The organism is Microcella sp. (assembly GCF_046296455.1).
Lineage (GTDB): Bacteria > Actinomycetota > Actinomycetes > Actinomycetales > Microbacteriaceae > Microcella.
Window position 1 is genome coordinate 49911 of record NZ_JBKBLF010000006.1, and the last position, 12398, is coordinate 62308.

15 protein-coding genes are annotated in these 12398 nt (G+C 69.4%); 13 read left to right on the top strand and 2 right to left on the bottom strand.

Annotated features, from left to right (window positions below):
• Positions 1–91: 91 nt before the first annotated feature.
• From ACK4HH_RS04675 to ACK4HH_RS04715, 9 genes are all read left to right on the top strand, one after another.
• Positions 92–1396 carry a CpaF family protein gene (locus ACK4HH_RS04675; protein ID WP_409648755.1) on the top strand — a complete coding sequence of 435 codons (1305 nt, stop codon included), beginning with the start codon at positions 92–94 and terminating at the stop codon, positions 1394–1396.
• Positions 1393–2253, top strand: a complete 861-nt coding sequence (locus ACK4HH_RS04680) for a type II secretion system F family protein (RefSeq protein ID WP_409648757.1) — start codon at positions 1393–1395, stop codon at positions 2251–2253. The genes ACK4HH_RS04675 and ACK4HH_RS04680 overlap by 4 nt, the downstream gene beginning before the upstream one ends.
• Positions 2241–3188 (top strand): type II secretion system F family protein, encoded by a 948-nt coding sequence (locus ACK4HH_RS04685; protein WP_409648759.1) that lies wholly within the window; start codon positions 2241–2243, stop codon positions 3186–3188. Before ACK4HH_RS04680 ends, ACK4HH_RS04685 begins: the two co-directional genes overlap by 13 nt.
• Positions 3189–3601: 413 nt before the next feature.
• Complete coding sequence (locus ACK4HH_RS04690) at positions 3602–4528, top strand: hypothetical protein (protein ID WP_409648761.1); 927 nt, start codon at positions 3602–3604, stop codon at positions 4526–4528.
• Between the two features lie 76 nt (positions 4529–4604).
• Positions 4605–5369 carry a hypothetical protein gene (locus ACK4HH_RS04695; protein ID WP_409648762.1) on the top strand — a complete coding sequence of 255 codons (765 nt, stop codon included), beginning with the start codon at positions 4605–4607 and terminating at the stop codon, positions 5367–5369.
• A gap of 211 nt (positions 5370–5580) precedes the next feature.
• Complete coding sequence (locus tag ACK4HH_RS04700) at positions 5581–5754, top strand: hypothetical protein (RefSeq protein WP_409648764.1); 174 nt, start codon at positions 5581–5583, stop codon at positions 5752–5754.
• Between the two features lie 15 nt (positions 5755–5769).
• The gene (locus ACK4HH_RS04705; protein WP_409648766.1) at positions 5770–6168 is read left to right on the top strand and encodes a TadE/TadG family type IV pilus assembly protein; all 399 of its coding nucleotides are present in this window, start codon (positions 5770–5772) and stop codon (positions 6166–6168) included.
• Positions 6143–6622, top strand: a complete 480-nt coding sequence (locus ACK4HH_RS04710; protein WP_409648768.1) for a hypothetical protein — start codon at positions 6143–6145, stop codon at positions 6620–6622. Before ACK4HH_RS04705 ends, ACK4HH_RS04710 begins: the two co-directional genes overlap by 26 nt.
• Positions 6622–7089, top strand: coding sequence for a pilus assembly protein TadG-related protein (locus ACK4HH_RS04715; RefSeq protein WP_409648927.1), 468 nt, complete (start codon positions 6622–6624; stop codon positions 7087–7089). Before ACK4HH_RS04710 ends, ACK4HH_RS04715 begins: the two co-directional genes overlap by 1 nt.
• Positions 7090–7107: 18 nt before the next feature.
• Here ACK4HH_RS04715 and ACK4HH_RS04720 read toward each other — a convergent pair whose 3' ends face one another.
• Positions 7108–8214: a hypothetical protein gene (locus tag ACK4HH_RS04720; RefSeq protein ID WP_409648771.1), complete on the bottom strand. Its 1107-nt coding sequence runs from the start codon at positions 8212–8214 to the stop codon at positions 7108–7110.
• 110 nt (positions 8215–8324) lie between these two features.
• On the opposite strand from ACK4HH_RS04720, the gene ACK4HH_RS04725 reads away from it, so the two are divergent.
• The 4 genes from ACK4HH_RS04725 (at position 8325) to ACK4HH_RS04740 (ending at position 11853) form a co-directional block, all read left to right on the top strand.
• Positions 8325–8912, top strand: coding sequence for an exonuclease domain-containing protein (locus ACK4HH_RS04725; protein ID WP_409648773.1), 588 nt, complete (start codon positions 8325–8327; stop codon positions 8910–8912).
• 28 nt (positions 8913–8940) lie between these two features.
• Positions 8941–10275, top strand: a complete 1335-nt coding sequence (locus ACK4HH_RS04730) for a hypothetical protein (RefSeq protein WP_409648776.1) — start codon at positions 8941–8943, stop codon at positions 10273–10275.
• On the top strand, positions 10272–11036 hold the full coding sequence (locus ACK4HH_RS04735) for a type 1 glutamine amidotransferase (RefSeq protein ID WP_409648779.1): 765 nt from the start codon (positions 10272–10274) through the stop codon (positions 11034–11036). Before ACK4HH_RS04730 ends, ACK4HH_RS04735 begins: the two co-directional genes overlap by 4 nt.
• A gap of 94 nt (positions 11037–11130) precedes the next feature.
• Positions 11131–11853, top strand: coding sequence for an SDR family NAD(P)-dependent oxidoreductase (locus tag ACK4HH_RS04740; protein ID WP_409648782.1), 723 nt, complete (start codon positions 11131–11133; stop codon positions 11851–11853).
• Here ACK4HH_RS04740 and ACK4HH_RS04745 read toward each other — a convergent pair.
• The gene (locus tag ACK4HH_RS04745) at positions 11850–12398 is read right to left on the bottom strand and encodes a hypothetical protein (RefSeq protein ID WP_409648785.1); all 549 of its coding nucleotides are present in this window, start codon (positions 12396–12398) and stop codon (positions 11850–11852) included. The two genes, ACK4HH_RS04740 and ACK4HH_RS04745, sit on opposite strands and share 4 nt — an antisense overlap.

The following is a 12398-nucleotide window of genomic DNA, read 5'->3' on the forward strand; positions in this document are numbered from 1 at the left end:
CGCCCGCAGGGGCGGTCGCGCTCAGCCTAGGGCGCGAACGGTTGTGGAGAGTCGCGCCGCCCAGTCGCGCCCCATCACCAGAATGACCCGCATGTCAGCCGCCCACAGCCTCATTACCGAGCGTGTGCGCGAGCGGGTCCGAGCCGAGCGCCTCGACCTCAGCGCCGACCCCACCGCGGCCGAGCGCCTGGTGCGCGACGAGCTGCGCGTCTACGCCGAGCGCTCGCTCGCGGGCAGTCTGCCGAGCCTCGGCGATGAGCAGGCCGCTCTCGGCCGCGTGCTCGCCGACCTCACCGGCTACGGCCCCCTGCAGCCCTACTTCGACGACGCCGAGGTCGAAGAGATCTGGATCAACGCCCCCGACGCCGTCTTCATCGCCCGCGCTGGGGTCACCGAGAGGGTGGATGCTCCGCTCACCGACGAGCAGGTGCGCACCCTCGTCGAGCGCATGCTGCAGAGCACGGGCAGGCGTGTCGACCTGAGCAGCCCCTTCGTCGACGCGAGCCTGCCCGATGGCTCGCGCCTGCACGTCGTCATCCCCGACGTCACGCGACAGCACTGGGCCGTCAACGTGCGCAAGTTCTCGCAGCGCATCGGCAGCCTCGCGCGCCTCGTCGAGCTCGGCTCGCTCACGCCGCTCGCCGCCGAGTTTCTGCGCATGAGCGTGCTCGCGGGCAGCAACATCCTGGTCAGCGGCGCGACCCACTCCGGCAAGACGACCCTGCTCGGCGCGATGCTCGCGAGTGCACGCGCCGCCGACCGCATCGTGACGGTCGAAGAGACCTTCGAGCTCGACCTCTCGGCGGGCGACGTGGTGGCGATGCAGTGCCGCACGCCCAACCTCGAGGGCACGGGCGAGATCACCCTGCGGCGCCTCATCAAAGAGGCGCTGCGCATGCGCCCCGACCGCCTCGTGGTCGGCGAAGTGCGCGAAGCCGAGTCGCTCGACCTGTTGATCGCGCTCAACTCCGGCTTGCCGGGCATGTGCTCCATCCATGCGAACAGCGCGCGGGATGCTCTCGTCAAGCTCTCAACCCTTCCACTCCTGGCGGGCCGCAACATCGACTCGGCGTTCGTCGTGCCCACCGTCGCGAGCGCGATCGACCTCGTCGTGCACTGCGAGATGGTGCGGGGCGGCTCTCGCCGGGTGGCGGAGATCGTGGCGCCGACGGGTTCGGTCGTCGCCGGGGCGATCGAGGCCGAGTCGATCTTCACCCTCCGTGACGGAGCGCTCGTGCCGACCGGCTCGCTGCCCGCGCGCGCCGAGCGGTTCGCGGGCGCGGGACTCGACCCGAGCATGCTGTTGCGAAGCGGGACGCACCCCGCCGAGCAGAACGATACGCGCGGCCCCCGCTGGAGCGACCGCGCGGAACCGGAGAGCGAGTCGCGCGCATGACCCTCGCCGTCGGGTTCCTGCTCGCGGCCGGGGTGCTGCTCGTGGCCTCGCCGTGGCTGTGGCCGCGCCGCGAGAGGTCGAGCACCGCGCGCGATCCGCTCGCCCCGCTCGCCGATCTGCTCGCCCGCGCGGGCGTCGCCTCGGTCTCGCCGTTCGTGCTGCTCGGCGTCGTCGCGATGGCGGGCATCGCCGGAGGAGCCCTGACCCTGCTGCTCGTGCCCGTTGTCGCGCTCGCCCCCGTCGCCGGGGTCGTCGCGGCGGCCGTGCCGCTGCTCGTGCTGCGCGGTCGCGCGGCCGCCCGCCGTCGGGCTCTGCGTGCCGTCTGGCCCGACGTCGTCGACCACCTGCTCTCGGGCGTGCGCGCGGGCCTGAGCCTGCCGCAGGCGATCGCGGCGCTCGCCGATAGCGCGCCGGAGCCCGTGCGGGCGCCGTTCCGCACGTTCCGCCGCGACTACCTGCGCACCGCCCAGTTCACCGAGTGCCTCGACGCGCTCAAGGCGACGCTCGCCGACCCGGTGGCCGACCGCATCGTCGAGACCCTGCGCATGGCCCGCGAGGTCGGCGGCACCGAGCTGCCGAGCGTGCTGCGCTCGCTCTCGCACTACCTGCGCGCCGACGCCGCCGTGCGGGCCGAAGTGGATGCGCGGCAGTCGTGGGTGCGCACGGCCGCGCGACTGGGCGTGGTGGCTCCGTGGATCGTGCTGCTCATGCTCAGCACGCGACCCGAGGCGGCGGCGGCCTACAACTCGGCCGGGGGAGCCGTGCTCGTCGTCGGCGGCCTCGCCGCCACCCTCGTGGCCTACCGGCTGATGATCGCCCTCGGGCGGCTGCCCGAAGAGGGGCGGTGGTTCCGGTGACGCCGGTGCTGGGCGAAGCGCTGCTCGCGGGCGTCGGACTCGGCGCGGGCCTCTGGCTGCTCGTCTCGGCGTCTCCCCGCCTCGGGCGGCCGCGTCTCGCGTCGCGGCTCGCGCCCTACCTCGTCGACGTGTCGGCCGAGGCGCGGGCGATGACGGCGGCGCGTCGGTCCGACCCGCTGCCGGTGCTCGGCGTGCTGCTCGCCCCGGTGGTGGAGTCCGCACGCGGCGCGCTCGACGCCGTGCTCGGCGGCGAGGCGATCATCCGCACCCGGTTGCGGCAGTCCGGCTCGGCGCTGACGGTGCAGGGCCACCGCACCCGGCAGCTGTTCGGGGCCCTGGTCGGCGCGGCGTCCGGCATCGCCCTTGCCATCCTCGTCGCGCGCGACGGCGTGCCGTTCGTGCCCGCCGCCATCGGAGCGGTCGCGGCCGGCGGCATCGGCGGCATCGCCGCGGTGGATGCCCTGCTCGCGCACGCCGCCCGCCGCCGCTCGGCGCGCATCGCGGAGGAGTTTCCGACCGTGGTCGAGTTCCTCGCCCTCAGCGTCGCGGCCGGCGAGAGCATCCTCGAGGCGCTGCGCCGCGTCGCTCGCACCGGGTCGGGTGAGCTGGCGGGTGAACTCGATCGTATCGTGCAGCGTGCCGCCGCGGGTCAGCCGCTCGCGGCCGCCCTGGCCGAGCTGCGCGACGACCTGGCCGTTCCCGCCGTCAGCAGGTTGATCGACCAGGTGCTCGCGGCCCTCGACCGCGGAACCCCGCTCGCCGAGGTGCTGCGCGCCCACGCCCTCGATGCGCGCGACGAGTCGAAGCGGCGCCTGCTCGAAGCCGCCGGAACGCGCGAGGTCGCGATGCTCGTGCCCCTCGTGATGCTCATCCTGCCGGTCACGGTGCTCTTCGCCGTGTGGCCCGGCCTCATGGTGCTGCAGCTCGGGTTCTAGCACGGTCCTGAGCTCGTCGTGACGTGGCCGCTCCGATCTGGCACTTCAATCGAGTTTGTGATCGATGACCAACGGCGGCTGACGAGAACGATCGTCCGTGAGATATCTCTCGGTACGCTGAACGTCCTTAACCGGGCTCGGCTCTCTTCAGGTTGACCAAGGATGTGGGCGACAGTGCCTCGAGAATGCATGAGGACTGTTGGGGCGGGAACGCACCGCTGACGGCATAAAACCTCGGCAGGAGTTGAGTCCGCTGTTGCCACCAAAGGGGAGCCGAAGCCTTCTCGCTAGCAGCCATGCTCTCTACGGTCGACGTGTTTCTGAAAGTGCCTCGATTAGTCCTTGGCAATACCAGCACGGGGCCCATAAAATCGGGACCGGCGCCCCAAATTCACAACCCCGATGGAGCTTCTGTGGCTGGCAAGACTCGAACGGTACCCATCATTGTCGGGGCCGCTGGCTCTTTGGTGGCGATTGCGGTGGCTGCTGTTGCTCTTGTCCCGCTTCTAGGAGCTGCGCCGGATGTACAGCCGGTGGTGGTCGATCGCCCTGACTTGGACACCGGTTCGGGTGCAGCTAGCGACTCTCCACAACTTGCGTTGGCCGCCACGCTCTCCGCTGTAGCGGGCCCCGACGAGAGCACGCAGAAGTTTGTCGTCTCGGCGGATGCCCCCTGGACGACTTTTCCGGATCAGGCGACGAACCCGGACGACTTGTATGTCTGTTCTGAGGCGCAATTGTCTTGGCTTCGTGAATACGGGCTGCCCGCCTGGGACACAGTTTTCGTCTCGTTCACCAACACCGATTCTTCGGGTGCTTCATCGACGGTGAAGGACATCCGAGCTGAGGGTGAAGTCGACACGCGACCTGCGATCGTAGTGGAATGTCCGTCCCCGATCGGCGGAGAATCTCCCCTGCAAGTTGGACTGCTGAAGCTTGAAGATGGCACGACGGCGGTGTTTGATGAGAAGTTCCTTGAGGGCGGCGGTCAAGCCTTCGATGATGGCGTGTACGGAGAAGCTGGCGCTCCGGTGCTGTTCAATCTTGCTCCGGGCGAGACCGCTCAACTAGTCCTGAAGATCAATGGTGACGGCATCTTCTCAGGCGAAATCCGCGGAACGGTCGCCTCCGATGCGGCGGATTCGTATGTTGTTCTGGCCGAAGGTTTCGGACAGGACAAGGCGGCGGTGCTTTCGGGCCCCGACGTGTTCACCCTCATAATTTTTCGGGGCTACGTCTGCCTGCGTGGGAGTGATTATGACCCGTTCGTAGACCCTTTTGATAGTGAGAATGCTTGTGTCTTTCAGGATGTGATTAATCACGTTGACTCGCTTCAATAAGTCCCCGGCCATGGAGTCTGTGCCTAGTCCTGGATCGACTCCCCATTCAGCCAACAAGAGCCAGTGGCTGAAGAGGGTGGCGGGAACCCTGGCTGCGCTGGCCACCATTGCATCACTTGTGGTGGGTGTCATATCGATCATTCCCATCCTGACAAACGATTCGTCGGGGGTCGGTACGTTGGAATCGACCGGTCGCGTTGTCAGTCAGGGCGTTTATGCGGTTGAACCTGGGGATCTTGTGGATTTTCCCTCTGGTGTCGACGTCGGCTGTGATCCGTCGCAACGAGCGTGGCTTGAAGAGATGGGGGAATCGGTCCCCAGGACAATTTTGGTCGAGGTGCGAAACGTCGCCTCAGAGGGCGCCATTGTCGCAGTGACTGAGGTTCGCGCTGAAGGGCGCTTTTCCGAGCCCGAACAAGCAGTTGTGCTGGTCGAGTGCTCGCCGTGGGATCAGGCCGGCAGTGGAAAACCAGCGCTCCTCGAGCTGTCGGACGGGACCATCGCGACCTTCGACAACAGTATTGATGGGCGCCTTCAGGGGGGGCTTCCGGATTCGCCAATTGCCTACAATCTGGCTCCGGGCGAGACCGCGCAGTTCCTACTCACTGTCTTCGGTGCCCAGGACTTCAGCGGTGAGATCGTGTCAACCGTCACAAGTGGACGCGAGCGAGTGAGCCAGCCAATAGAGATCGACGGGCTCGATGAGCTTCGCATCCCCGGGTCGAGTTTGAGCGCGGGGACTTACCTGACCGTGGTTGATGGAAAGCTGATTTGCGCCCGACCTGGGCTCCGTGCCGACGAGCCGGTATTCGAAGAGTTCGACGTCTGTCTCGGCGACTGAGAAAGAGGATTTTCTCAGCAGTGGGGAGATTGTCGGCAGTGGAATACCGATCGCGCAGGCCGGACACGAGCGTCAGGGGACACATCTTCTAACCCGTATTGCGAGTTGTTGACCCGCTTCATATTGATGACCTCATTGCTGAACGAGCATCGCCACTTCGTGTTGTGGACACGTCAGATTCTTGGACCCGGAAGCCGCCACAATCTCCGACATGCGCAGAATCCTCGACTTTCTCGACCGAGCGAACAGCGATCGCGGCGACGTTCCGGGCTGGGTGCTGATTACGTTGATGACCGCCGGCTTGGTCATCCTCATCTGGGCGCTCGCCGGGCCGGCGCTGCAGGGCGTCTTCCAGCAGGCGATCGACCGCGTCACCGGTTTCTGACGCCGGCCCTCGCCGATGGATGCCGTGCACGCGCGCCTCGCGAACGACCGCGGCTCGGCCGCCGTCGAGTTCGTGCTCGTCGGCGTGCTGCTCACTCTCGTCACGCTGAGCGTGCTGCAGGTGGCGTTCGCCCTGCACGTGCGAACGACGCTCATCGACGCCGCAGCCGAGGGGGCACGGTACGCGGCGCTCGCCGACAGCTCCCTGCCCGCGGGCATCGAGCGCAGCCGCGAGCTCATCGTCGCGGCCCTGGGCGAGGGTTACGCGCAGAGCATCTCGGCGGGTACGGGAACATACGCAGGGCATCCCGTCGTCATCGTCACCGTGCGGTCGCCGCTGCCGCTCATCGGCATGGTCGGCATCGACGACACCCTGGAGGTGAGCGGGCGTGCGGCCCTCGAGCCCCTCCGATAAGAGCGCAGAACGCGGTGATGGATGCGGTGACCGCGGCTCGGCCTCGCTCGAGTTCCTCACCGCGGGCCTGCTCATGCTCGTGCCGCTCGTCTACCTGATTCTCACGATCGGCACCATCCAGTCGACGGCGCTCGCCGCTGAGGGAGCCGCCCGCCAGGCCGCCCGGGTCTTCGTGCAGGCGGACTCCACGGCCGCAGGTTCGGCCGCCGCCAAACGTGCCCTCGCCATCGCCCTCGCCGACCACGGCCTCGAGGCGACGGCGTCGAGCATCGCGATCACGTGCGAGCCGCGGCCCGAGCGCTGCCTCACCCGTCGCGGCTGGGTGACCGTGCGCGTCGAGGCGAGCGTGCCGCTGCCGCTCGTGCCGCCGCTGTTCGACCTGCGCGTGCCGCTCTCGATCCCCATCGAGGCGAGCGCGACCCAGCAGGTCTCGCGGTTCTGGGGCGCCGGGTGATGCGGCGCCGCGTGCTCTGCGGCGGCCCGCGGCACGGCCTGCGCGACGACCGCGGCTCGACGCTGCCGCTCATCGCGGGTTACGGCACGCTCGCCCTCGCGGTCGTGCTGCTCGTCACTGCCGCGACCTCGCTGTACCTCGAGCGCAAGCGCCTCTTCACCCTCGCCGACGGCGCCGCGCTCGTCGGCGCCGAGTCGTTCGACCTTGACGACGTGCGGGTCACGCCCGAGGGCGTTCTGCGCCCGCGCCTGACCGATCAGCAGGTGAAGCAGGGCGCGCGGCAATACCTGGCAGAGGCACCCGCGGGCGGCCTCGAGAACCTTCAACTCGTCGCCGCCAGCACGCCCGACGGCGTGAGCGCCCGGGTCACGCTGGCCGCCGATTGGCGGCCGCCCGTGCTCGCGATCCTGCTGCCCGAGGGCCTGCGGCTCGAGGTGACGGCGACCGGCCGTAGCGTCTTCGACTGAACCCGGGGGCAGAAGGGGCTACGAGCCCGGCGGTGCCTCGGCGAACTGATCCATGACGGTTCCGAGCACGTTGGCCGCCTCGGCCGCACTCTGTTCGAGCTCGTTCGACGCGATCCCGACGTCGACGAGATCGCCGCCGATCGCGGCCCGTGCCGACACCACTTCACCGTCGGGGCTCAGCCACCACAGCACACCGTCGGCCGTGCGGCGCTCCTGCCAGAAGTCGGTGAGCCCGGGTCGTTCGGTCTGCTCCACGCCCGCAACCCACGATGCCCCGTGCAGCGCTGAGACGCTCACGATCGCGTTCTGTGTGACCGCGGGAAGCCCGAACGAGCACGCAGTCGCATCGGCGAGCTCAGCATCCACCTCGCCGCCCGTCGCTCCTGAGACGCCGAGAGCGTCGATGACAGCAGCGCCAATGGTGGCGCACAGATCGGTACTGCCGCGCGCCGGAGTAACCCAGCGCTGCTCCTGCGGACCGGCGTCGGCGAGCCGCGCGAGAATCAGGTCAAGTCGCTCCGCGGTGCCAGCTACGAGGGCCGGCTCGCCCGCGAAAACCCCGACGCTGTCGCTGACGACCATCATGACGAGGGTGCCGTCGGCGAAGGCCCACATCGTGCACACACCAGCACCCTCGTCGTTCCCGAAGCAGTTGCGGCCCGAGTCTTGCGCTGAGGCAAGGTCGACGGGAGCGGTGAGATCCGCGAGGCTCAGGCCGTAGGTGGCGCGCGCGTCCGCCTGAACGTCGGATCCGCCGATCGGAACCACCAGCACCTTGACGCCATCGGTGACGTCATCGAATCCACGGTCGGCCTCAGCGGCCCACCGGCAGCTGAGTCCGCCGCGGTGCACGACCAGAACGGCACTGAACAGGCCAGGAACCATCGTCTCGTCGCGCTGCACCTCGAGAGGAGTGCTCACGAGTTCTTGCGCTTCGTCGAGGCTCAGAAGGTCGGCGCAACCGGCCGCGAACAGCGGGTTCGGGCGCAGGGCGGGTTCCGTCGTCTCGGCCGGGGTCTCGCTCGGCTCGACCACGGGGCTCGCCACCCGCGCCGGTTCGGCGACGCACCCGGTCATGACGAGGGCGATGAGCGCAAGAGGGGCGATGAGGGTGAAGCGAGTCATCCTCGAACGGTAACCCACCGCAGCCTCGCGCCGGTGCAACGGTTCCGCATCGGTCGGCGCGTGCCGCGCGGCCGACGAGCGGTAAGCGTGTGGGGCGGCAGAATGACTGCGTGAGCACCGAACGCCTCGAGAAGCCCGTGACCTACATCAGCGTCGACATCGAGGCGGCCGGTCCGAGCCCAAGTGGGTACGCGATGCTCTCGGTGGGTGCGTGCGTGGTCGATCCTGTCAGCACTGATGCTCCCGACGCTGAGCCGGGCTTCTATATCGAACTGCAGCCCGACCGCGAGGGAGCGGTCGACTCGGCGATGAGTGTCGGGGGCTTCACGCTCGACGGATTGCGAGCATCCGGAACCGCCCCGGCGGTCGCGATGCGGCAGTTCGCGGACTGGATCGAGGCCGTCACCCCCGCCGGGCACCGCCCCGTCATGGTCGGCTTCAACGCCGTCTTCGACTGGATGTTCGTGGCCGACTACTTTCACCGCTATCTCGGCCGCAACCCCTTCGGCCACTCGGCGCTCGACATCAAGGCCCTCTACCTCGGAGTCACGGGCTCGAGCTGGCCGGGCACGAGCATGAACTTCGTCGCCGAACGCTATGGGTTGAGCATCACCCTGACGCATAATGCACTCGACGACGCGCGCGATCAGGCGGCCCTGTTCCGGGCCGTGCGCGCCGAGCGTGACGCCCGCGTCTGACCCCACCTCACCCCCGAGAGGCCCTGCGATGACGCTCCAGACCGAACCCCCTGCCGACGACGACATCGCGCGCATCCGCGAATCGGCCGCGCGCCTCGGCGTGCAGCTCGATGAAGAGGGCGCCCTGCAGTGGCTCGCGGCTATCGCGGCCGATGCCGCGAGCGACGACCACATCGTCACGCACGAGAGCGGCACCTTCGGGCACCGCGTCAGCATGCTCGACTTCACCCCCCGCGACCTCGAGCGGTTCCGGCGCATCGGGCAGGTCGTCGAGGTGACGGGGCCGCCCGAGATCGCCGAGAGCGCGCTCGCGCTCAGCGGCTCGGCGGCGCAGTCGAAGATCCAGTCGTTCCCCGGTGACTGCGACTACTTCCAGCGCCTCAACATCAAGGCCGCGTCGCGCGAGGAGGCGTGCCGCATCATGGCCGACCTCATGCGCGCGGCGGCCCGGCGCACGTACACCGGCGACGCCTTCCAGTTTCTCGAGGGCAAGCTCGGCAGCTACCCCGTCGACTGCGAGCACAACGGCGTGCCGCGAAAGCACGGCAGCCCGATCACGTGGACTCCGGCCGAGATCGAGGCCGAGCGCATCGAGCTGACACTCGCCGACGGCACTGTGCAGACCCTCACCTGGTACGAGGCCGCGCTCGACCCGGGCTGGTGCAAGCTCGATTGGGTGGTCACCGACCCGCAGCGCAAGTCGCTCTCGAACGCGAGCAACGTCATCGACGTGACGTGGGAGGCCCCCGACGGCGAGATCATCGCGCTCGACGGCTACCTCGACGCCTACTTTCAAGAGGTCTACCTCGAGGCCGACGATCTGCCGACCTTCACCAAGGTCGTGCAGCACGTCAGCGACGACGCCCTCGACGAGTACGTCGAGCGACTCGAGGAGGAGGTGCGCAAGTACCTCACCAAGCAGGTCAACTACGGCAAGGCCGCCAAGCGCATGTACAACATCTTCCGGCTCTCGGGCCGGCACATCGATGCGGCCTACGTGCGCGAGCTGTTCGACGAGCCGGCCACGATCCTCTACCAGGTGTGGTCGCTTATCTCGACGCTCGACAACGCCACCCAGCCGGGCACGAGCATCCCGATCGACGCCGTTCGCGACCAGGCCGACGCGCTCATGCTGCAGGTCATCCAGATGCTCGACGGCGACGAAGAGGCCGAGATCGTGAGCGCTCTGCTGAGCCTGCGCCGCACGCTGGAGGATCAGGACGCGGGCGAGCGCCGAACGGCCGACGTCGAGGCGGCGCAGAACCGCGTCATCAACCTCGTCAACACCTTCTTTCGTGACAAGCTCGAGGGCGTGCCGACCATTCGCGAGTACATCCGCGCCATGCAGGGCGAGCCCGCGTGAGCGCAGCGCCCGAGGTTCTCGTCGTGCTGCACGACGTCGACGACAACCTCAACGAGCTCGCCGCGCCCCTCGCCGAGGCCGGCTTGCGCATCGTGACGTGGGACGTCGAGCGCGACCCTGAGGGCGCTCCGCCGCTGGATGCTCTCGACCGCTTCAGCGGCATCGTCTCGCTCGGCGCCTACGCCGGAGTGCCCGACGAGCCCAAGCACCCCTGGATGACGCACGAGAAGCGCGTGCTCGAGCACGCCCTCGCGACGGGGATGCCCGTGCTGGGCCTCTGCTTCGGCTCGCAGCTGCTCGCTGCCGCCGCTGGCGCGCCCTTCAAGCCTTCGCCGGTGCCCGAGCTGGGGTGGACGAGCGTGCGCCTGACCGACGAGGCCGCGAGCGACCCCGTGCTGGCGCCCCTCGTGTCGTCGGCCGCGCGCGGCGCGGGCGGGGCCGACGAGGTCGAGGTGTTCCACTACCACTTCGACAGCTACGAGCTGCCCGAGGGCGCCGTGCTGCTCGGCGAGACCGACGGCATCGTCGAGGCGTTCCGGGTGGGGGAGTCGGCGTGGGGCCTGCAGTTCCACCTCGAGGTCGGTCTTGCGACGCAGCTCGCCTGGATCGCCGGCGGGCGCCGCGTCTACGAGCGCGAGGGCGTCGACCCGACCGAGCAAGAGCGCTTGAGTCACGAGAACTGGCGGCTCTACCGCGAGCAGGCGCACCAGGTCGGTGCGGCGTTCGCGGCCCAGGCGCTGCGCTACGCGCAGCGTGGCTGAGACGGTCTGCCCGTCCCGTCGATGAGCGGCGGCAGCGCGGCGCAACCTGAGCGCCCTCTGCATGCTCCCAGAGAGCCGACGTAGCGTTGCCCTCATGACCGACCTCGCGGGTGCCTCCATCATCGTTCTCGGCGCGACGGGCGGCCTCGGCCGCGAGTTCGCCCACCAGCTCTCCGCCGCAGGCGCGCGCCTCACGCTGACGGGCCGCTCGATGCTCGCGCTCGACGACCTCGGCATCGACGGCGCCGCCCTCATCCCCGCCGACCTCACCGACGCGGGCGAGGCCGAGAAGGTCGTCGCCGCGGCGAAGCACGCGCACGGCCGGGTCGACGGTGTCATCGTCGCCTCGGGGGCCGTCGCGTTCGGTCCGCTCGTCGACACGAGCGATGAGACTCTCGAGGCGCTGTGGGCCATCAACGTGCTCGCCCCCATGCGCGTTCTGCGCGCCGCCGCTCCGGCCCTCGCCGAGAGCGCCGCGGCGGGCGGCTCGCCGTTCGTCGTCTCGATCAGCGGCGTCGTCGCCGAGACCCCCACGGCTGGCATCGGCGCCTACAGCGCGGTCAAGTCGGCCCAGGCTGCGGCGCACCAGGTCGCCGCGCGCGAACTGCGTCGTGCGGGCATCCGCGTGCTCGATGCGCGCCCCGGTCACACCGAGACCGAGCTCTCGAAGCACCCGCTCGCGGGCGAGCGACCTGCGTTCCCCGTCGGCTACGCGCCCGCCGCGGTCGTCACCCGCATTCTGGATGCCGTGCGCGCCGACGAGAAAGACCTGCCGTCGAGCGCGTTCCAGGGCCTGCCGACCGCGCAGGCGGTCTAGACCGGGTCGGTCGGTCCGGTCGGTCCGACCTCGCCGGTCGGGCCGACTTCGCCGGTCGGCCCCGTCGGACCGGTCGGGCCGATCTCGCCAGTGGGACCGGTGACGCCGGTTACTCCGGCGTCGCTCGTGCTGCCGGTCGGGCCGGTCGGTCCGACCGTGCCCGTGGGACCGACCGTGCCCGTCGGGCCCGTCGCCCCCGGCAGCCCCTGATCGCCCGTCGGCCCCGCACTGCCCGTGGGACCGGTGGGTCCGACGCCGCTGCCCGAGCCCGCGGGCCCCGTAGCTCCCGCTGCTCCGTCAGCGCCATCGGTGCCGTCCGCACCGTTGCGGCCGTTGAGGCCGTCGCGACCGTCCTCGCCGTTCACGCCATTCGTGCCATCAGCACCGTCCGTGCCGTTGGTGCCGTCGCGACCATCGTCACCATCGGCCCCGGCAGGTCCCGCCGGGCCCATGGGCCCGGGCATCAGCAGGTTGACGCCGGTCGTGAGCGCCGCGGTGGCCGCAGCGGTTCCGAGCACTAGCAGAACATCGCGACGACTCGGCAT